Here is a 20704-nt window from a genome sequence, read left to right as displayed (position 1 = left end):
CAGCGAGGATACGGCTGGACGGCTACTGTGTACGTCATATACATTACCGTGTATGTCATACACAGTTGTTGCGGAGGGGATCCGCAAGTCCTTCGGCGCACAGGTGGTGCTCGACGGCGTCGACCTCGCCCTGGAGCGGGGTTCGGTGTTCGGTCTGCTCGGCCCGAACGGTGCGGGCAAGACGACGCTGGTGCGGATCCTGGCCACGCTGATGCGTCCCGACTCCGGGCGCGCCACCGTCGCCGGCCACGACCTGCTGACCGACCCGGTCGGCGTCAAGGGCGCGATCAGCCTCACCGGCCAGTACGCCGCGGTCGACGACGTCCTGACCGGCCGGGAGAACCTGGAGATGATGGCCGGTCTGCTGCACCTGGGCCGGCGCGCCGCCCGGGCCCGCGCCGCCGAGCTGCTCGCCGAGTTCGACCTGACCGACGCGCGGGACCGCCGGGTGAAGACCTACTCCGGCGGAATGCGCCGCCGCCTCGACCTCGCCGCCAGCATGATCCGCCGCCCGGAGCTGCTGTTCCTGGACGAGCCGACGACCGGCCTCGACCCGCGCAGCCGTGAACAGCTCTGGGGTACCGTGCGCCACCTCGCCGCCCAGGACGTCACGATCCTGCTGACCACCCAGTACCTCGAGGAAGCCGACCAGCTCGCAGACACCGTCGGCATGCTCACCGCCGGCCGCATCGTCGCCCGCGGCACCCCTGACGAGCTCAAGTCCAGCCTCGGCACCGAGATCGTCCGCCTGCGCTTCCCCGACGCCCGCGCCTACCAGAGTGCCCTGGCCGCGCTCACCCCGAGCGCCGGCGGCACCGGGTTCACGATCGAGGCGGCGGACGACGGTGCGCTGCGCATCGACATCCCCACGGACGGCTCCAGCGCCCGACTGCGCGACCTGCTCGACCTGCTGGTCGCCACCGGCGGCAGCACCGCCGCCGGATCACCCAGGGTGTCGACCCACCGCCCCAGTCTCGACGACGTCTTCCTCGCCCTCACCGACACCGCTGACACCGCCGGGGCCACCCCGGCTCCCCGTAGCGCCACCCGATCGGAGCTCGCCCGATGAGCAGCCTCACCTACGACATCGTCGATTCCCGGATCATGGTCGGCCGTTGCCTGCGCCGGTCCTGGCGGGACCCGGAGGCGTTCTTCACCGCGCTGATGCTGCCGATCATCCTGATGCTGCTGTTCGTCTACGTGTTCGGCGGTGCGCTGCGCGATCACGGCCCGTACGTCGACTACGTGGTGCCCGGGCTGATCGTGCTGTGCGCCGGGTTCGGCGCCGGGACGACGGCGGTGGCCCTGGCCACCGACCTGGCCGGTGGCATCGTGGACAGGTTCCGCTCGATGCCGATCCGGGCGTCGGCGATCCTGCTCGGCCAGGTCGCGGCGAGCCTCACCCGCAACCTGCTCGCGACCGCCCTGGTCATCGGCGTGGGCCTGGGCATCGGCTGGCGACCGACGACGTCGGTGTGGCGCTGGGCCGGCGCGCTCGGGCTGATCGTGCTGTTCATCCTGGCGCTGTCCTGGCTCGCCGCCGCGGTCGGCCTGCTCGCCGGCGGCCCGGAGGCGGCGAACTCGTTCACCTTCGTCCTGATGTTCCTGCCGTATGTGAGCACGGCGTTCGTCCCCACCGACACCATGCCGAGCGTGCTCCGCGGCTTCGCCGAGAACCAGCCCTTCACCCCGATCATCGAGACCATGCGCGGCCTGTGGATGGGCCACACCTCCACCGGCGCGTCCACCGCGCACGAGGCCCTGATCGCCCTCGCCTGGACCCTCGGCCTGCTGGCCCTGTCCTGGCCGGCCGCCACCCACCTGTTCCGCCGCACCACCACCCACTGACCCGCCCCACCGACCCGCCTCGCCCCGCCGACCCGTGCCGCTGTCCCGTCCCACCGACCCGTGCCCGTCCCACCGACCCGTGCCGCTGTCCCGCCCCGCCGACCCGCGCCGCTGTCACACTGCGCGGCGATCCGCTTCGCGTGATCCACCCACGCGGGTCGTCGTGGGGGGCATTTCGGACACGAATACCCCCACGGCGACCCGCGTAGCGCCCGGGCCGATCTGTTCGGCTCGGGCCCGTCACGCGGCGTGACGTCTGGTGTGGGTCGCTAGTCGATCAGCTCGTAGACGGTGGTCAGCGAGGGGCGGTCGATGGTGTCGCTGAGGGTGACGCTGCCTTCGGCGGTCCGCTTGGCGAGCTCGTCCATGGGGGTGTTCAGGTCGTCCGCCTCGAGCTCGTAAACGATGATGTACGGCTGAGCCTCGCCCGACACCCTGATCGGTCCGGCGTCGCGGGCGCGCAGACGCCGGGCGGAGACAATACCGGGCACCTTGAGAACGTCCGGGATGTGCTCCTCGTCGTACCAGCGGTTGTACTCCGCCTCCGCCTCGGGACTGATCGGACGGGACTGCACCAGCAGGATGCCCTTGGCCATGGGTACTCCAGTCGCTCGTGGATCTTCATCTCGTGCGGGGTCGGCTCACAGACGGTCGGATGACACCGGCCGACTGTGCCGTACAGCACAGCGTGTCGAGTATGTCCAGGTCTCGCCCCTGGGCGCCACCGCTACGACGGGCAGCACGATGGCCCGGGACGCCCGCTGGTCCTACAGTCCGAATGTGCGAGGTCGACGTCCCGGTAACCAGGCGCGGCCCCGCCGCGCGCCCCGGCTGCCTGTCGCTGTCGCGGTGCTGGCCGCCACCCTGGGCATGGCCGCCTGCGGCAGCGCGTCCGAGACCGCCGCGACGGCGTCCTCCGCTGCCAGGTCCTCCGTTGCCAGGTCCTCCGCCGCCCTGGTGCCCGCGGGCGGGGCGTCGGCGGACGGTGGCGTAGGTCGGTGCGCGGCGAGCGATCTGACGGTCTCGCTGGGTCCGGTGTCCCGGCTCGAGGGTGACCAGCGGGAGCGTTCCGTGGTGCTGACCAACCGCTCGTCGCGGCGGTGCGCCGTCAGCGGCTATCCGGGTGCGAGCCTGGTCACCCAGGACGGCACCGCCTGGGACCTCGAGCGCTCCCCGCTGGTCAGCCCCACCCGGATGGTCCTGGCCCCCGGCGGGACCGCTCACGCCGCCCTGCGTTACCTACCCGCCGACACCGGTGTCCCCGGCGCCTTCGAGGCGACCCGCATCCTCATCACCCCACCGGACACCACCACCCCCAGCACCCTGACCTGGGACGACGGCCCGCTGCTCGACCAGTCCGGCGCCACCCACCCCGGCACCTACCTTCTGGCGCTACAGCCCGGCTAGCGCCGCGATGCCCTGCCGGTCACGGCGCGGTGGTGGCGGAGTCGGTGCCGCTGGCGGTGGTTGCCTCGGCGCCGTCGGCGGCGGCCTGCGTGTTCGAGGGCTGCGCTGTGACGTCCGGGGTCGGCTCAGGCGCGGGGCTCGGCTCGGTAACCGGGCTCGGCTCGGTAACCGCGGTGGGCTCGGTAACCGGGCTCGGCTCGGTAACCGGAGTCGGCTCAGTAACCGGAGTCGGCTCGGTAACCGGGCTCGGCTCGGATGTGGCCGGCGCCGTGGTGGGCTGCGGCGCCGGGCTCGACGGCTCCGGCGTCACCGCTGTGACCGGCGGCGAACTGGACGCTGGCGGCGAACTGGGGGCCGGCGGTGCGGATGTGGCTGGTGCGGATGCCGGTGGTGCGGACGCTGGCGGTGCCGACGTGGCTGGTGCGGAGGCTGGTGGTGTGGAGGTCGGAGTCCGCGTCGGGGTGGACGAGGTGGCTCGTCGCGAGGGCGTCGCGCTCGGCGTCGGCGAGGCACTGGCGGGGGAGCCGGTGCTGGACGTCGCGCCCAGGTCGGCGGATCGTCCGGACGTCGCTGAGGCTGGAACTGGCACGGATACCGCCGATGCCGCCGATACCGCCGATGCCGCCGATACGGCCGATACGGCCGATACGGCCGATGTCGCCGATGTCGGTGTGGCCGTCGCGGGAGCGCCCACCGAGGCGGCTGCCGATGTCGACGTGGCGGGCGGTCGCTGCTCGATCAGCGGTGATGCGGCGGGCCGGGCGAGCAGCGCCGGCACGGGGCCGTCCCAGGTCGTGTCCGCGGGGAGCCATGGGTCGATGGGACGCGGACGGCCATGGGTGGCGGTGGTGAAACGCGCCGAGATGGTGGTGGGCAGGGCGATGACCCGGCCGATCGGTCCGGCATCCGCCGTGGCGATCAGCAGTGGCAGGGGCTGGTCGCCGTCCCCGTAGCCGCCGGTGGGCGGGCGGGCGACCAGGCCTGTCGCGGGACCACCGTCCTGTTTGCCCGCCGACCCGGAGCCCGGCCCACGCTGCGCCGCGGCGCTCGCGAGCTGGGGGGTGAGTTTGCTGGTGAGCAGAACGGCGGTCAGCAGTGTGAGGATCGCGCCGGTGGCCACGGCGGCCTCGCGGCGGGCCCGCCGCGTCGCGGACATCGGCTGCCAGGCCGGGGTGGGCCGTCGGGCGTGCTGCCCGGGCCGTCGCGGCGTCGCGCGGGCGGGATGCGACCGGTGCCGCCCGGTCACGGGCTGGCGGTGTCTGCTCACTGCGCCTGCCTCCCCATCATCCGTGTACTGCCTTTTGGCTGTACTGCTTTCGGGGGCACTCTGGCATGGCGAAGCGCGCGGGCCGCCGCGTTCTGGGCGCAAAACGCCATGTCGCGGCCCTGGGGGTACCCGAAAGAGTGCTACCGGGACTGTTCTGGGCCGGCGCGGTCAAGCTCGGCGAGCCAGGCGGCGGCGCTGGCATCCGAGGGCGCCCGCCAGTCACCGCGCGGCGACAGCGACCCGCCGAAACTCACCTTCGGTCCGTCCGGCAGTGCGGAGCGCTTGAACTGGGACGTGGCGAAGAAGCGCACCAGGAAATCGCGCAGCCACCGTTCGATCGTGGCCAGATCGTAGGCGTGCCGCTGGTCGCCGGGAAATCCCGCCGGCCAGCCGGGCGCGTCGGCGTCCCGCCACGCCGCCCAGGCCAGGAACAGCACCTTGGACGGCACCAGCCCGTACCGCAGAATGTGAAACAGAAAGAAGTCGTGCAGTTCGTACGGGCCGATCCGGTCCTGGGTGCTCTGCATCGCACCGGTCTCGGCGTCGGCGGGGACGAGCTCGGGGGAGATCTCGGTGTCGAGGATCGCGGTGAGCAGCGCGCCGGTGGACGCGTCGAACTGCCCGGAGCCGACCGTCCAGCGTATGAGGTACTGGATCAGGGTCTTCGGCACACCCGCGTTCACCGCGTAGTGGCTCATCTGGTCGCCGACCCCGTAGGTGCACCAGCCCAGCGCCAGCTCGCTGAGATCCCCGGTGCCGACGACGAACCCGCCGTGGTGGTTCGCGAGCCGGAACAGATAGTCGGTGCGCAACCCGGCCTGCACGTTCTCATAGGTGACGTCGTACTGCGCCGCACCGCCCGCGGCGGGATGCCCGAGGTCGGTGAGCAGCTGGCGGGCCGCCGGGCGAATGTCGATCTCCGCCGCCTCGACGCCGAGCGCCCGCATCAACGCCCACGCGTTCGCCTTCGTCCCGGCGCTGGTGGCGAAACCCGGCATCGTGTACGCGAGAATCGTCGTGCGGTCGATGCCCAGCAGGTCGCATGCCTTCGCCGCGACGATCAGCGCATGGGTCGAATCCAGCCCACCCGACACCCCGATCACCATCCGCGCGCGACCCCGCCCGGCGGCCACGGCGTCCCGTCCACCACTGACGGCGCGATAACGCTGGGCCAGACCGTGCACCTGAATGTTGAACGCCTCGTAACAGTCGAGATCAAGGCGTTCGGAGGTGTCCGGAACGAACGGAAACCGCCGCTGCGGCCGGCGCAGCCCCACATCCCGTCCATGGGGGTGATGGTCGAAGCCGATGGTGCGAAAACGCCGCGCCGGTTCCCCGGCGTAGCGGGCCGCGTCGGCGAACGTCGGTGTGCGCATCCGCTCCGACCGGACCCGGCCCAGGTCCACATCGGCGACGACGAGCCCCGGCCCGTCGGTGAACCGCGCCGATGCGGCGAGCAGATCCCCGAGTTCGTGGATGGTGCCCTGCCCGTCCCAGGAAAGATCGGTGGTGCTCTCGCCGGTCCCCGCCGCCGAGTAGACGTAGGCCGCCATCGCCCGCGTCGACTGCGCCGCCGACAGCTGCGCGCGCACCGCCGCCTTGCCCACCACGATGTTGGACGCCGACAGGTTCGCCAGCAGCGTCGCCCCCGCCAGCGCCGCGTACGACGACGGCGGCACCGGCGCCCAGTAGTCCTCGCAGATCTCCACCCCGACCACGAGGTCACTCAGGTCCCGCGCGGCGAAGACCAGATCCGGCCCGAACGGCACCATCCGCCCCGCCACGGTGATCTCGAGGCCCTCCTGGCCGGCGCCGGAGGCGAACCAGCGCTTCTCGTAGTACTCCCGCGAGTTCGGCAGGTACACCTTCGGCACCACCCCGAGCAGCCGCCCCCGCGAGATCACCAGCGCCGTGTTGAACAGCCGCCCGCCGCGTCGCAGCGGCGCCCCCACCAGCAGCACCGGCCCGAGCTCGGCACTCGCCTCGCACACCGTGTCGACGGCCCGTTCCACCTCGCCCAGCAGCGCGTCCTGCAGGTGCAGATCCCCGACCGCGTACGACGACAGGCCAAGCTCCGGGTAGACGACGACGTCCACCCCGTCGGCGTCCGCCTGGTGCGCCAGCGCGATCGTCGCCGCGGCGTTGCGCGCCGGATCGGCGACCGACACCACCGGCGTCGCCGCCGCGACCCGCACCAGCCCATGCCGATGGATCGCCCCGAACTCCCGCACCCCGCCGCCCCCCATCGCTGCCGCCCTGTCCCGCGACCAGCCTCCACTATCCGCGAGCCCGTCCGGTCGGTCACCGCCCGAACGTCCACCAACAGGGGTGATGTGCCCGCCGTCCGCGTGGCCGGACGACCGGCTGGACGACCGGGCAGGCTGACAGATGCGACATAACGGGCCATTCGGGCCCGGCGCAGGGGAAGGAAGTCCCGGGCGATCAACGGTGTCGGCGACCGACCCTGGAACGCATGGGTCAGAAGACGATCGATGGGAACGAGGCCGCCACATCGGTGGCCTATCGGGCAAGTGAGGTGATCGCCATCTACCCGATCACCCCGGCGTCGGCGATGGGGGAACTCGCCGACGCCTGGGCGGCCAAGGGAATGGCGAACCTGTGGGGTGCGCTGCCCGAAGTGGTGCAGCTGCAGAGTGAGGGTGGCGCCGCCGGCGCCGTGCACGGGGCGTTGCAGGCCGGTGCGCTCTCGACGACGTTCACAGCCTCGCAGGGACTGCTGCTGATGCTGCCGAACATGTTCAAGATCGCCGGCGAGCTGACGCCGATGGTCCTGCACGTCGCCGCCCGCACCATCGCCACTCACGCGCTGTCCATCTTCGGCGATCACAGCGACGTGATGGCCGCCCGGTCGACCGGCTTCGCCATGCTGTCCTCGGCCTCCCCGCAGGAGGCCCACGACCTCGCCGCCGTGTCCCACGCGGCGACCCTGGAGTCCCGCGTCCCGTTCCTGCACTTCTTCGACGGTTTCCGCACGTCCCATGAGCTCAACGAAGTGGACGAGATCGACGACGCGACGCTGCTCTCGCTGCTGAGCGCCGAGCAGATCGAGGCGCACCGCGCCCGCGCGCTGTCCCCGGACCACCCGGTCATCCGCGGCACCACCCAGGACCCGGACACGTTCTTCCAGGCCCGCGAGGCCGCCAACGCCTACTACACGGCCGTCCCCGGCATCGTGCAGCGCGCGATGGACCAGTTCGCCGAGAAGACCGGCCGCCGCTACCGGATCTTCGAGTACCACGGCCACCCCGAGGCCGACCGGGTCATCGTGATCATGGGTTCGGGTCGTACCGCGGTGCGCGACGCGGTGGTCCGCCTGATCGCCCGCGGCGAGAAGGTCGGCTTCGTCCAGGTCCGCCTCTACCGGCCGTTCGACATCGCCGCGTTCCTGGCCTGCCTGCCCGCCACCGCGACGACCATCGCCGTGCTCGACCGCACCAAGGAGCCCGGTGCCGCCGGCGAGCCCCTGCGCCTGGATGTGCTCGCCGCCCTCGCCGAACGCCCGGAGAGCATGCCGCGGGTGATCGGCTGCCGCTACGGCCTGGCGTCCAAGGAGTTCACCCCGGCGATGGCCGCGGCCGTGTTCGCCGAACTCGCCGCCGCCCGTCCCCGCCGCGAACTCACCGTCGGCATCACCGACGACCTCACCGGCCTGTCGCTGCCCGTGGACCCCGCGAGCATCACCGAGTTCGCCGAGGCGCCGGACGTCCGCCGGGCCGTCTTCTACGGTCTGGGCAGCGACGGCACCGTCGGTGCCACCCGTGCCAGCGCCAACATCGTCGCCAGCCGCACCGAGCTGCACAGCCAGGCCTACTTCGTGTTCGACTCGAAGAAGTCCGGTTCGATGACGGTCTCGCACCTGCGGCTGTCCCCGCGTCCGGTCGACGCCCCCTGGCTCATCCGCGACGCCGAGTACGTCGGCTGCCACCAGTTCTCCCTGCTCGAACGGGTCGACGTCCTGGCCGTGGCCGCCCCCGGCGCCACCGTCCTGATCAACAGCCCGTACGGTCCGGACGAGGTGTGGGAGCACCTGCCGGCGAACGCGCAGCGGCACCTGCTCGAGAAGCGGGCGCGGCTGTTCGTCGTCGACGCCGACCGTGTCTCACGCGACGCGGGCCTGCCCGGCATCGTCAGCCCCGTCCTGCAGACCTGCTACCTGAGCCTGTCCGGGCTGCTGCCCGCCGCGGCCGACACCAGCGGCTCCGAGATCGCTGTCGCCGCCGTCAAGGACGCGATCCGCATCGCCCAGGGCAAACGCGGCGAGAAGGTGCTGGCCCGTAACTACGCCGCCGTCGACGCCTCCCTCGGCGCGCTCGCCGAGGTCACCCTCGCCGGACGCGGCCTCGGTAGCGTCGCCGCCATCCGGGTCCTCGCCCCGGACGCCCCGGTGTTCGTCAAGGAGGTCACCGCCCGCATCATGGCCGGCGAGGGCGAACTGCTGCCGGTCAGCGCCCTGCCGGTCGATGGCACCTTCCCCGTCGGCACCGCCCGCTACGAGAAGCGCGGCATCGCCCACGAACTGCCCATCTGGGACGCGGACCTGTGCATCAACTGCGGCAAGTGCGCGCTGGTCTGCCCGCACGCCGCGATCCGGATGTCCGCGTTCGACCCGGCGCTGCTCGCCGACGCCCCCGCCACCTTCAAGACCCGCACCCCGAAGGAGAAGGACCTCGCCGGTCTGCAGGTCACCGTCCAGGTCTCCCCGGACGACTGCACCGGGTGCAGCCTGTGCGCCAAGGTCTGCCCCGCGGTCGACAGGACCAACAAGGAGCACCGCGCCCTCGACATGGTCGACGCCGCGCCGCGGATGGCCGAGGAACGCCTCGGCTGGGAGTTCCTGGAGACCCTGCCCGCCTTCGACCCGACCCTGGTCCCCGGCGACGACGTGCGCGGCTCCCAGCTGCGCCAGCCGCTGTTCGAGTTCTCCGGTGCCTGCTCGGGCTGCGGCGAGTCGCCCTACCTCAAACTGATGAGCCAGCTGTTCGGTGACCGCATCCTGATCGCCAACGCCACCGGATGCTCGTCCATCTTCGGCGGCAACCTGCCGACCACCCCGTGGACGGCGGACGCGGCCGGCCGCGGCCCCGCCTGGGCGAACTCACTGTTCGAGGACAACGCCGAGTTCGGCCTCGGCATGCGCCTGGCCCTGGACGCCCGCGCCCGCGAGGCCCGCCGCCTGCTGCGCATCGCCGCCCCCCTGGTCGGCGACAGCCTGGTGGACGAGCTGCTCGCCGCCGACCAGAGCACCGACACCGGCATCGCCCACCAGCGCGCCCGGGTCGCCGAGCTGCGCCGACGCCTGGCCGCCCACCCCGAGCACGACCGTCGCCTCGACCCGCTCGTCGACAACCTCGTCGAGAAGGCCGTCTGGATCGTCGGTGGTGACGGCTGGGCCTACGACATCGGCTTCGGTGGCCTCGACCATGTGCTCGCCTCCGGACGCAACATCAACGTCCTGGTCCTGGACACCGAGGTGTACTCGAACACCGGCGGTCAGGCGTCCAAGTCGACCCCGCGCGGCGCCGTCGCGAAGTTCGCCGGCGGCGGCAAGCGCACCCGCAAGAAGGACCTCGGTCTGCTCGCCGCCGCCTACGGCGACGTGTACGTCGCGCAGATCGCGCTGGGCTCCAACGACAAGCACACGGTGCGCGCCTTCAACGAGGCCGCGAGCTGGGACGGCCCGTCGCTGATCGTCGCCTACTCGCACTGCATCGCCCACGGCATCGACATGACCGACGGTCTGTCGCACCAGAAGGCCGCGGTGAAGTCCGGGTACTGGCCGCTCTACCGGGTCGACCCGCGTGAGGAGATCCCGTTCTCCCTGGACTCGCGCAAGCCGTCGATGGACTTCGCCGACTTCGCCGCCACCGAGACCCGGTTCACCCGACTCGCCGCCGCCGCCCCCGAGGCGGCCGTTCAGCTCGCGGAACAGGCCCAGCGCGACATCCGCGAACGGTGGGCCGTCTACGAGCGTGAGGCCGCCGCGCCCCGCACGCCCGCCACGCCGGACTGACCCATCCGCCGTGGCGGGGCCGCACCGGTGCCGGCGGCGGGTGACTGCCGCCGGCACCGGTGCGAGGTTTTTCACCGATCACCTACCCGACATCTGCGTGTAGTACCTATGTATCGACCGTTGAGCGACAGCAACCTGTCACGAGGAGGATTCGGCGTTGACCAGTCTGGTTGGTTCCGAGTGGGGCCCGCTTGCCGCCCTGGCCGGCGAATGGGAAGGCGACCAGGGCATCGACATCGCCTTCGGTAACGTCGAAGGTTCGATGATCACCACCCCGTACCGGGAGAAGATCTCCCTCAAGCCGTTCGGCCCGGTCGACAACGGCTCCCAGCACCTGTATGGCCTCGACTACCGCATGGCCGCCTGGCGCACCGCGGTGGAGGAGGAGAACCCCTTCCACACCGAGGTCGGCTACTGGCTGTGGGACGCCGAGCTCGGCCACGTCATGCGCTCGTTCATGGTCCCCCGCGGCCAGACCCTGATCGCCGGCGGCGAGACCACCGTCGACGCGACCAGCTACACGATGCGCGCCGAGCAGGGCTCCACCAGCTACGGCATCCTGTCCAACCCCTACCTGATCAAGGCGGCGAACACCACCCTCTACGAGGTGGCGATCACCCTCTACCCGGACGGCAGCTGGGGCTACGACGAGAAGACCGTCATCACCCACGGCCGGGTCACCGAACCCGTCATCCACACCGACCGCAACGTCCTGCGCCGCGCCGCCGACGCCTGAGCCGACCTGACGGCTGACACCCGTTCAGCCCCCGCTCAGCCCCCGCTCAGCGCCCGCTCGACTCCCGCGCCTCGCTCGCCCCGGTCGCTTCCACCGCGTTCCGCGACCGGGGCGGGGCCATGCCCACCGAGGGCGACCGCCGGGATCAGCCCGTCGCGCCCAGCAGGCCGGCGGGGATCTCGGCGTGGAGGAGGCGCTGGGTGTCGACGTGGTCGGGGCCGGTGAGCAGCGCCGGGTCCTCGTCGGGCAGCAGGCTCGCGGCCATGGTGCGACGCAGCGCCTCCTCGAGGGACTCGACGCTCTCGGCGAGTGGCAGCGCGAGCGCGGCTCCGTCCGCCGCCACCGCGGTGAGGCAGGCGACGATCCCCGGCACCGGGCGCATCGCCGGCCAGATGCGCCGGCGCCCACTGTCGGTGAACGCGTCGACCCAGCTCTGGTCGTGCGGCCCGCCGAACTCGGTGAACTGCACATACCTCGGCGGCCCCGCGACCTCAAGCCCACTGCCGCCGGCGGTGATCCGGTAGCGGCGGCCCACCCCGATCCGCAGGCCCGCGCCGACCTCGACGGCCGCCGTGCTGCCCGCGCCGTCGCCGTCCCAGATCGTGATGAGCAGCCCGGGGACGCCGGTCTCCCGGCTGGGCATTCCCATCGCGCGGCTGACCAGCGCGCCGGCGCTGCCCTGGACGGTGGCGAGCACCGCGTCGACCCAGGCGTCGTCGTGGGGCGGTGACGCTCCGCTGATCGGATGTACGACGATGTCCATCGGAATCTCCCTGCGATCTGGTTGAGATGGTGACGGACTCGACGATGCCGCCGCGCGCGACCGCGGACCTCAGTGCCAGTACTGGTGTGGGTACTGGTTCGCGCGGACGATGATGGAACCGTGTCAGGCACGGATCGCCCCTTCGTCGGCCGGCAGGCGGAGCTCGCCGCGCTGCGCACCCGGTTGCGCGACGCGGCCCACGGCCATGGCGGCGTCGCGCTGATCTGTGGGCCCGCCGGCATCGGCAAGACCCGCCTGCTCGAGGAACTGCTGCGCGCATCGACGCCGGCGTCCACGCCGGCGCGCATGTCGCTGCCGGTGTCGCTGCCGGTGCCGGTGCCGGTTGGCCGTGGCTACTGCCGGCCCGATCACGGCACACCGCCGCTGTGGCCCTGGCAGCAGGCGCTGCGCTCCCTGGCCCGCGCTGGCGGCGCTGGCCTGAGCGAGTCGCGGCGCGCCCTCGACGCCGTCGGCCAGGCGCACGTCCCGATCGACCCCCCGAACCTCGCCGCGGTCCGCTTCGCCGCCCTGGCGGACGTCGCGGACACCCTGCTGGCCGCGGCCAGCGCGACCACCGCGACCGCGACAGCGGTGGCGTCCGGCGTTCCGTGGGTGCTCGCGCTCGAGGATGTGCACTGGGCCGACGCGAACACCCTGGAGCTGGTTCGTCAGGTCGCGGCCGGCCTCGCCGATGCCCGCCTGCTGCTGGTCCTCACCGCGCGGGACCACCAGCCGGAGCGGGACTCGGCATGGTCACGGCTGCACCGGGAACTGCCGCGACTGCCACGGGTGCACGTCACCCACCTGCCTCCGCTGCCCGACGTCGCCGTCGGCGAGTACCTGCGGGCCACCGGTACGCCGTCGGCGGGCCCCGACCTGGCCCGTCAGGTGGCCCGCCGCTGCGGCGGCCTGCCCCTGCTGCTCGACGTCGCCGCCACCGGGGCCGGCCGGCCGGTACGGGTCGGTGACCTTGTCGACGTCCTGCTCGGTCAGGTGCCCGCCGACGCGCGTCCGGTGCTGCGGGCAGCGGGCCTGCTGCGTGGCCCGGTGGACGTCCCCCTGCTCGCCGCCGCGGCGGCCGTCGCCGAACCCGTCGCCGCGGCCGCGGTGGACGCCGCCCACCACACCGGCCTGATGATCGCTGACGTCGATGCCGATGCCGACGTCGGCGCCGTGGGTGCGCCTCGGCGGTTCGTCTTCGCGCACGGCCTGCTCGCCGAGACCCTGGCCGCACACGACGGGGACGCGCTCAGCCGCACCATCCACCAGCGTGCCGCGACGGCGTTGGAGGCCCGTGCCGGCCTGCCCGGCGGCGAGTGTCCGCCGGGTGTCGCCGCGGACATCGCCGCGCACTGGAGCCGCGCCGGACGCCCCGACCAGACGGTCCGCTGGGCGCGGATCGCGGCCGCGCAGGCCCGTCAGGCGCTCGCCTTCGACGACGCGGTGGCACATCTGAGCGTCGCCGTGGCGGCCTCGCGGCTGGCCGGCGCCGAGCCGGGCGTGCTGGCCGAAGCGCTGCTCGAGCTGGCCCGCGCGCACTACCTCGCCGGCAACCTGACCGAGGCGTTGCGCCACTGCGCGCAGGCCGCCGCCGTCCAGCCCGCCTGCGTGGCCACCGCGGCACTGGTGGTCCGCTGGGTCACCTTCCCCGAGGCGGCGGATGTCGTCGCCGCCCTGTGCCGCCAGGCTCTGACCACCGACCAGCCCGTGTCCATCCGCGCGCAGCTGCTCTCCCAGCTGGCCACCATCCGGGCCGAGGCCGGCGACGCGGACGAGGCCCGCCCCCTGGCCCGGGAGGCGATGACCCTCGCCACCACCACCACCACCAGCGGCGGCCAGGCGTTGCTCGATGCCGCACGGGCCAGCGAGCTGCTGCTGACCGAGGCGGACGACGTCCACGAGCGGCTGCGCCTGGCCGACCTGGCGGCGCGGCAGGCGGCGGCGCTCGGGCAGTCGCTGTCCGGGGTGCTGGCCGAGCAGTGGCGGCTGCGGGCCGCCTACCAGCTTGGCCAGCTTGACGTGGTGGACACGGCGATGACGGCGATCGCCCGCCTGACCGAACGCGGCGGGCTGCCGCTGGCCCGCTGGCATCTGCTGCGTGGTCAGGCCGCCCGGGCGGTCCTGGAGGGACGGTTCGCCGCCGGCCGGGCCCACGACGGCGCCGCCGGCCGGCTGGCCCGATCCTTCGGCGATCCCCTGTCGGTCGGGCTTGGCCACGCGTGGGCGCAGCACCTCGCGGGTCTGCGCGGCGATCCCGCGGACCTGCCCGCGGACCTGTGGAAGGATCTCCAGGACGCCCCGTCCAACACCCTGATGACCGCGTTCCGCGCCAACGCGCTGCTGCTGGCGGGTCATCCGCAGCAGGCCCGGGCCTGCTACGAGCGGCTGCGGCCGCAGTTGGACGACCCGGTCGTCGACGTGCGCTGGGCCGGGGTGCTGGTGCAGGCGATCGACCTGGTCGAGGCGTTCGGCGACGCCGCCACCGCCCGCCTGCTCGCCCGCCGGCTCGCACCGCTGGCACGTTATCCCGGCGCGCACGGCATCCCGACAGTGCTGTTCGTCGGTGCCATGGACGGCCCGTACGGACGGGCCCTCGCGCACGCCGGCGACCTGCCCGCGGCGGAGGCGGCGCTGCGCCGGGCGATCGACGCCGACCGTGCGCTGGGTGCCCGCCCCTACGTCGTGCTTGGCCGGCTCGCGCTCGCCGACGTGCTGCGCCGCCGCGGGTGCCCCGACGCCGCCGTCCCGGTGGCGACCGCCGCGGCCACCGAAGCCCGCCGCCTCGACATGCCCGGCCCCGGGGCCCGCGCCGACCAGCTGCTCGCCGCGCTCCCACCCGCCGCCGCCCGTGGCCGCGCCCACCCGCACGATGTGCTCACCGTTCGCGAACGGGAGGTGGCGTCCCTGGTCGTCCAGGCCCGGTCGAACCGGCAGATCGCCGAGACGCTGGTGCTCAGCGAACGGACGGTGGAAAGCCACGTCCGCAACATCCTGGCCAAACTCGGCTGCACCAACCGCACCCAGCTCGTCGCCCACTGGCGCGCCGACAGCAGCTGACAGGTGACCTCGCACTGTGCGCTCGAACCCGCCCGTGCGGCGCCACACCCACGGCGACGAGGACAGCAGAGAGCACGGAAACGGTTCCGCGGAACCGTCCCCCGGGGGTGTGCCGGGGGGAGTTATGGGCGGTAGGGCGGGGCCGAGGACGGCGGGATGGTGGCCAGGGCGGCGGAGATGTCGTGGGAGGGGGCGCCGTGGAGCAGGGCGACGTCCATGATGACATCGCAGCCGAGGGTGTGGTCGCGCCAGAAGCAGCGGTAGCGGCCGCGGGGGCGTCGGCGGGCCCGGCGTCCCTGGAGGGACCAGGTGGTTCCGGGGACGGTGGGCCAGACGGCGAGGACCTGGCGGCCACGGAGCGGGATCACGTCGGCGCGGGCGATGTGGCGCCAGCCGAGGTCGACCTGGTGGCCGCCGGCCTCGACGTGGATACCGTGCGGGCTGATCGACAGCGCGGGTCGGCGCAGCCCGTACCGTAGCCGCCACCAGGCCATCGGCATGGCGATCAGGCTGGCGATCAGCACGATGCCGGCGCCGACGACCCGGTTGGCCACGGCCTGATCGTCGACGGTGCTCCGCTGGGCCTGCCGCATGCCGTCGGATGCGGCGGTGGCGATGGCCGACACCGCCCAGGCGGCCAGACCCACACTCGTCACGGCCAGGATCAGGCCCACGATCAGGAACAGCTGCCAGCGGCCGGCGAACACCGCCGCCTGCGGCCGCGGCGGCGTCGGCTGCGGCGGTGGGGCTGGCCGCGGTGGTGCGGTTGGCCGGGATGGTGGGGTTGGCCGGGATGGTGGGGTTGGCCGGGGCGGTGGGGTCGGTCTGGGTGGTGGGGTTGGCCGCGGCGGGAAGGGGGGCGGTGTGGGAGCGGGGTGGGCGTTGGCCTCGGCGGCGCGCTGGTCGAGCAGGCGGGTGACGCCGGCGGGCCAGCTGGGGCCGGCGAGGGGGACGTCGGTGGCGAGCCAGGCGAGCAGGGACTCGGGGGCGGGACGGTCGGCGGCGTCCTTGGCCAGGCAGGACTGGACGAAACCGTGCAGGTCAGGGGGAACACCGGTGAGGTCGGGGTCGGCGTGCACGACGCGGTACAGGACACTCGCGGGGGAGCCGCGGCCGAACGGGCCGCGGGCGGTCGCGGCGAAGACCAGGACGGCGCCGAAGGCGAAGACGTCGCTCGCGGGGCTCGCCGGGTCGCCGCTGGCCTGCTCGGGCGACATGTACGCGGCGGTGCCGACGATGTCGCCGGAGCGGGTCAGTTCGGTGTGGTCGGCGGCGCGGGCGATCCCGAAGTCGATCAGGCGGGGGCCGTCCGCGGCGAGCAGGACGTTGCTCGGTTTGAGGTCGCGGTGGACCAGGCCGGCGCGGTGGACGTTGATGAGCGCCTCGAGCAGGCCGGCGCCCAGACGGCGCAGCACCCGCGCCGAGAACGGGCCGCTGTGCGCCACGGCCTCGTGTAACGACGGTCCGGGGACGTACTGGGTGGCCAGCCACGGGGTGGGACTGTCGGGGTCGGCGTCCACGACGGGGGCGGTGAACGCGCCGGAGACCAGCCGCGCCGCGGCGACCTCACGGCGGAAACGATCGCGGAAGACGTCGTCGGCGGCGAGTTCGGGCCGGATCAGTTTGACGGCGGTCAACCGCCCGGAGGCGGAGTGTGCCAGGTAGACCCGGCCCATACCGCCCTCGCCGAGCCGCGCCCGCAGGAGGTACGGGCCTACCGCGCGCGGATCGCCCGGCTCAAGATCCCGCATGCCCGGCCGGACGACGGTCGACAGACATCATGCTCCGGGCGGGTAGGCGACGGTGGCAGCGGAGGATCTGCCGCAGACTAGTACAGAGTGCCACCGCGCGACGACCCAGGGGGGTGTGCGCGGCGACCGGTTCGGCATCGCCGGGGTCGTCGCCGGGGTCGGGGTCGGGGCCGGTTCAGTATCGCAGCAGCTGGAACAGGAGGCCGGCCAGGGCGGGGTAGGCGCGGGGCAGGGCACGGGCGGTGAGGTCGGCGATCCGCGCGTCCAGACCGATGAGGACGCGGGGATGGTCGGCCTCGACACCGCGGACGATGGCCTGGGCGGCCTGGCGGGGGGACAGCCGCAGCAGGTGGTCGTTGTAGAAGCGGATGCGCGCCTCGTACTCGTCGGTGATCCGCTCGCCGCGTCCGCGGGCCTCGGCCAGGGCGGCGCTGGCGATGTTGGTGCGGACCCCGCCGGGGTGCACGAGGGTGACCCGCACCGGATGGCCGGCCTGCAGCATCTCCAGTCGCAGGGTCTCGGTGAAGCCGCGGACGGCGAACTTCGACGTGCAGTACGGGGCGAGTTCGGGCTGGGCGAGCAGACCGTTGAGGCTGGAGATGTTGATGACGTGACCATCGCCGGAGGCGACCAGATGCGGCAGGAACGCGCGGGTGCCGTGCAGGACGCCCCACAGGTTCACCGCCAGCACCCGGTCGTAGATCTCCCAGTCGGCGTCCAGGATGGTGGCGCCGCCACCGGCGATACCGGCGTTGTTGTAGAGCTGGTGGACCTGACCGAAGTGGGCGTGGACGTCGGCGGCGTGGGCCCGCACGGCGGCGCGGTCGGCGACGTCCACCCGGCTGGTGTGCACCTCTGCGCCGATGGCCCGGGCCAGCGCGGCGGTGTCGGCCAGACCCCGCTCGTCGACGTCGGACAGGGCCAGCCGCCCGCCGCGGCGGGCGACGTCGAGGGCGAGGGCACGGCCGATACCGCCGGCCGCCCCGGTGATGACGACGACCTTGTCCCGAACGGTGCTCATGGCGGGATTCCTCTCAGCCACCCAGCAGTCTGGGGCGTCCGGACACCGGCCGTCCAGTACGGGCGGATCACGGTTTAACGGGTGGTGGGTCCGGGCGATGTTCTGGGGTATGACAGCACCGACGCCACCAACGCCAGAACCCGCGCTGCCAGAAGGACCGGAGATCGCGAGGCTCGCTGATGGGACGCCGTCGGAGCGTAGCGTGCGGGTCGCCCGGGCCGCAGGGTTGCCACCGGAGGCGGTGGCCGACCCGGGCGCGCTGCCCGCGGCGGCACGCAGCGCCATCCCCCTGCAACAGGACGGCGGCGCCGAGCACGGCGAGAGCGGTCTGACGGTCGCGATCGCCTTCGTGGCCAATCTGGTGATCGCGATCGCGAAGTCGGGGGCGGCACTGCTCACCGGGTCGGCGTCGATGGTCGCCGAGGCGGCGCACTCGTGGGCCGACACCGGCAACGAGGTGTTCCTGGTGGTGGCGCAGCGGCGGTCGCGGCGTCCACCGGAGCCGGGCCATCCGCTCGGGTTCGGCCGGGAGGCGTACATCTGGTCGCTGTTCGCGGCGATGGGCCTGTTCGTGGCGGGCGGCGCGGTGTCGATCACCCACGGGGTGCAGGAACTGTTCGCCGAGAAGGGCGAGGGTGGTGACTACCTGATCGGCTACATCGTGCTGGCGGTGTCGTTCGTGCTGGAGGGCACCTCGTTCCTGCAGTCGGCCCGGCAGGCCCGCAAGGAGGCCGCGTCGATGGACCGTGACCTCATCGAACACGTCCTGGGCACCTCCGATCCGACCCTGCGGGCCGTGTTCGCCGAGGACTCCGCGGCGCTGGTGGGCATCGTGATCGCCGCACTGGGGCTCGCGCTGCACCAGATCACCGGTGAGGCGGCGTTCGACGCGATCGGATCGATCCTGGTCGGGGTGTTGCTGGGGCTGGTCGCGCTCGTGCTGATCGGACGCAACCGGCAGTTCCTCATCGGCCAGGAGGCCGACCCGCGGGTGCGTTCGGCGACGATTCGGGCCCTGCTGGCGCTGCCCGAGGTCGATCGGGTCACCAAGCTGCGGGTCGAGGTGGTCGGTCCGCGGATGGTCACCGTCGTTGGCGACGTCGACATCGTCGGGGACGAGAGCGAGTCGCGGGTCGCGGTCCGGCTGCGCGCGGTCGAGGCGAAACTGATGGCCTCGCCGGCGGTCGTGCACGCGGTGCTGAGCCTGTCCGCTCCCGACGAGGTGTCGATCGAGCCGTCCGGTGAACCGGGGGCGTCGCAGCCGGTGTGAGCCGGGCACGGAGGGGACGGCGACCAGCCCATCATTTTCGAACGTGTGTTTGATAGGATGGTTCTCGTGGGAGTCGCACCGTTCCAGTCCTCGCTGCTTGACGGCGCCGCGGAGGTGTCGCTGCGGCCGCTGGGGGCCGCCGTGCGCCGGCACCCGTTGTCCCACGGCGCGTGGGTGGATGTGCGCCGCGGCTGGGTCGAGGGTGCCGATCTGCTGTTCACCCGGTTGGAGGCCGAGGTGCCCTGGCGGGCGGAGCGGCGCCCGATGTACGACCGGGTGGTCGCCGTGCCACGCCTGTTGGCCTGGTACGGCGAGGGAGCGGGCCTGCCCGATCCGGTGCTCGCGCAGGCCCGCGGAGCTCTCGGGGAGCACTACCGCGAGGAGCTCGCGGAGCCGTTCGTCACCGCCGGGCTCTGCCTCTACCGCGACGGGCAGGACAGCGTGGCCTGGCACGGTGACCGCATCGGCCGGGGCGCGCGGGTCGACACGATGGTCGCGATCGTGGTGCTGGGCAATCCACGTCCGTTGCTGCTGCGCCCGCGTGGCGGCGGGCCCGCCCTGCGCTACGAGCTCGGCCACGGCGATCTGCTCGTCATGGGCGGCAGCTGCCAGCGCACCTGGGATCACGCGGTCCCCAAGACCACCCGCCCGATCGGCCCCCGGGTCAGCGTCCAGTTCCGCCCGCGGGACGTCCGATGACCAGCCCTTCGCCCCTGCCGCGACGCCGTGGCGGGCCGCCGGCTCGACGCCGAAACGGCCCTGGTACGCCGGGGCGGCGGGGGAGTCAGGCGGCGTAGGGCTCGATCTCGCGGGCCTCGCGCAGGGCACGACCCCACCAGGCGAGCTGGTCGAGCAGGGCGCGGGCGGCGGTGGCGATCTGCGGGTCGGTCGCGACCCGGCCACCCGCGGCGAAGTCCGCGGCCTGGACGCCGTGCAGACTCACACCGTCGCGGACACCGACGGCGTGCAGCTCGGCGAACACGCCACGCAGGTGTTCGACGGCGCGCAGGCCACCGCTCATCCCACCGTAGGACACGAAACCGACGGGCTTGGCGAACCACTCGCGTCGATACGAGTCGAGGATGTGCTTGAGCACGGCCGGATAGGAGTGGTTGTACTCGGGCGTGATCACGATGAAGGCGTCCGCCGCGGCGAGGCGTTCGCCGAGGTCGGCTCGGGCGACGGCGACGCCGGGATCCGCCGGGTCGGCGCCCGGGTGGTTCAGGGGTGTCGAGGCCGGGTCGACCAGGGTGAGGCGCAGGTCGTCGCGTCCCGCCGCCTGGTCGGTGAACCAGGCGCCCACGGTCGGCGCGAGCCGTCCCGGCCGGACACTGCTGAGCAGGACGGCGACCTCCAGCGTGCGGGAGCGCCCCGCCAGCCGGGACACCTCCGGGGTGGGGGCCGTGGCTGCGGTCGGTGCGGTGAGCTGTGCCAACGCGGGCTCCTACGAGATGATCGGGGCGAACTCCCAGGCGGAGTCCGGCGTTGGACCGAGCATCGGAGATGAAGTCAACTTCATGTCAAGCGACGTGTAACCCGGCGCGGTTACGATG

Annotated in this window: 15 protein-coding genes; 8 read left to right on the top strand and 7 right to left on the bottom strand. The window is 73.0% G+C overall.

From position 1 onward, the window contains the following. The first annotated feature begins 52 nt into the window (after positions 1-52). On the top strand, positions 53-1069 hold the full coding sequence (locus MXD61_RS09130) for an ATP-binding cassette domain-containing protein (RefSeq protein WP_248812404.1): 1017 nt from the start codon (positions 53-55) through the stop codon (positions 1067-1069). After that, a complete protein-coding gene (locus tag MXD61_RS09125; protein ID WP_163548424.1) occupies positions 1066-1848 on the top strand; it encodes an ABC transporter permease in 783 nt (260 codons plus the stop codon). The genes MXD61_RS09130 and MXD61_RS09125 overlap by 4 nt, the downstream gene beginning before the upstream one ends. A 269-nt stretch (positions 1849-2117) precedes the next feature. Here the strand turns inward: MXD61_RS09125 and MXD61_RS09120 are convergent, their stop codons facing one another. Then, positions 2118-2444, bottom strand: coding sequence for a DUF4286 family protein (locus MXD61_RS09120; protein ID WP_163548423.1), 327 nt, complete (start codon positions 2442-2444; stop codon positions 2118-2120). A gap of 148 nt (positions 2445-2592) precedes the next feature. On the opposite strand from MXD61_RS09120, the gene MXD61_RS09115 reads away from it, so the two are divergent. Beyond that, positions 2593-3255 (top strand): DUF4232 domain-containing protein, encoded by a 663-nt coding sequence (locus tag MXD61_RS09115; protein ID WP_248812403.1) that lies wholly within the window; start codon positions 2593-2595, stop codon positions 3253-3255. 215 nt (positions 3256-3470) lie between these two features. Here MXD61_RS09115 and MXD61_RS09110 read toward each other — a convergent pair whose 3' ends face one another. Beyond that, positions 3471-4067 (bottom strand): hypothetical protein, encoded by a 597-nt coding sequence (locus tag MXD61_RS09110; protein WP_248812402.1) that lies wholly within the window; start codon positions 4065-4067, stop codon positions 3471-3473. Positions 4068-4662: 595 nt separating this feature from the next. Then, entirely contained in the window at positions 4663-6768 is a 2106-nt protein-coding gene (locus MXD61_RS09105; protein ID WP_248812401.1) for an NAD(+) synthase, read from the bottom strand. A gap of 227 nt (positions 6769-6995) precedes the next feature. Here MXD61_RS09105 and nifJ point away from each other — a divergent pair, with 227 nt between their 5' ends. Continuing rightward, entirely contained in the window at positions 6996-10553 is a 3558-nt protein-coding gene (gene nifJ, locus MXD61_RS09100) for a pyruvate:ferredoxin (flavodoxin) oxidoreductase (protein ID WP_251079654.1), read from the top strand. 157 nt (positions 10554-10710) lie between these two features. After that, entirely contained in the window at positions 10711-11289 is a 579-nt protein-coding gene (locus MXD61_RS09095; RefSeq protein WP_163548418.1) for a heme-binding beta-barrel domain-containing protein, read from the top strand. 145 nt (positions 11290-11434) lie between these two features. Here MXD61_RS09095 and MXD61_RS09090 read toward each other — a convergent pair whose 3' ends face one another. Further along, on the bottom strand, positions 11435-12052 hold the full coding sequence (locus MXD61_RS09090; protein WP_248812399.1) for a hypothetical protein: 618 nt from the start codon (positions 12050-12052) through the stop codon (positions 11435-11437). Between the two features lie 120 nt (positions 12053-12172). Between MXD61_RS09090 and MXD61_RS09085 the strand changes: the two genes are divergently transcribed. Continuing rightward, the gene (locus MXD61_RS09085) at positions 12173-15109 is read left to right on the top strand and encodes an AAA family ATPase (protein WP_248812398.1); all 2937 of its coding nucleotides are present in this window, start codon (positions 12173-12175) and stop codon (positions 15107-15109) included. A 122-nt stretch (positions 15110-15231) separates the two neighbouring features. Here the strand turns inward: MXD61_RS09085 and MXD61_RS09080 are convergent, their stop codons facing one another. Both MXD61_RS09080 and MXD61_RS09075 read right to left on the bottom strand, forming a co-directional pair. Next, on the bottom strand, positions 15232-16860 hold the full coding sequence (locus tag MXD61_RS09080; RefSeq protein ID WP_248812397.1) for a serine/threonine-protein kinase: 1629 nt from the start codon (positions 16858-16860) through the stop codon (positions 15232-15234). A 175-nt stretch (positions 16861-17035) separates the two neighbouring features. Then, positions 17036-17881 (bottom strand): SDR family oxidoreductase, encoded by an 846-nt coding sequence (locus MXD61_RS09075; protein WP_248812396.1) that lies wholly within the window; start codon positions 17879-17881, stop codon positions 17036-17038. A gap of 202 nt (positions 17882-18083) precedes the next feature. On the opposite strand from MXD61_RS09075, the gene MXD61_RS09070 reads away from it, so the two are divergent. Together MXD61_RS09070 and MXD61_RS09065 are read left to right on the top strand one after the other, a co-directional pair. After that, the gene (locus MXD61_RS09070) at positions 18084-19151 is read left to right on the top strand and encodes a cation diffusion facilitator family transporter (protein WP_248812395.1); all 1068 of its coding nucleotides are present in this window, start codon (positions 18084-18086) and stop codon (positions 19149-19151) included. A gap of 57 nt (positions 19152-19208) precedes the next feature. Beyond that, positions 19209-19850, top strand: a complete 642-nt coding sequence (locus tag MXD61_RS09065) for an alpha-ketoglutarate-dependent dioxygenase AlkB (RefSeq protein WP_374628667.1) — start codon at positions 19209-19211, stop codon at positions 19848-19850. 85 nt (positions 19851-19935) lie between these two features. On the opposite strand, the gene MXD61_RS09060 is transcribed toward MXD61_RS09065, so the two are convergent. Further along, positions 19936-20586 (bottom strand): NADPH-dependent FMN reductase, encoded by a 651-nt coding sequence (locus MXD61_RS09060; protein ID WP_248812393.1) that lies wholly within the window; start codon positions 20584-20586, stop codon positions 19936-19938. Positions 20587-20704 lie beyond the last annotated feature (118 nt).

Source organism: Frankia sp. AgPm24 (assembly GCF_023243055.1).
Classification (GTDB): Bacteria; Actinomycetota; Actinomycetes; order Frankiales; family Frankiaceae; genus Frankia; species Frankia umida.
Note: the sequence above shows the minus strand (reverse complement) of the source record. Positions and strands in the feature narration are given on the sequence as shown.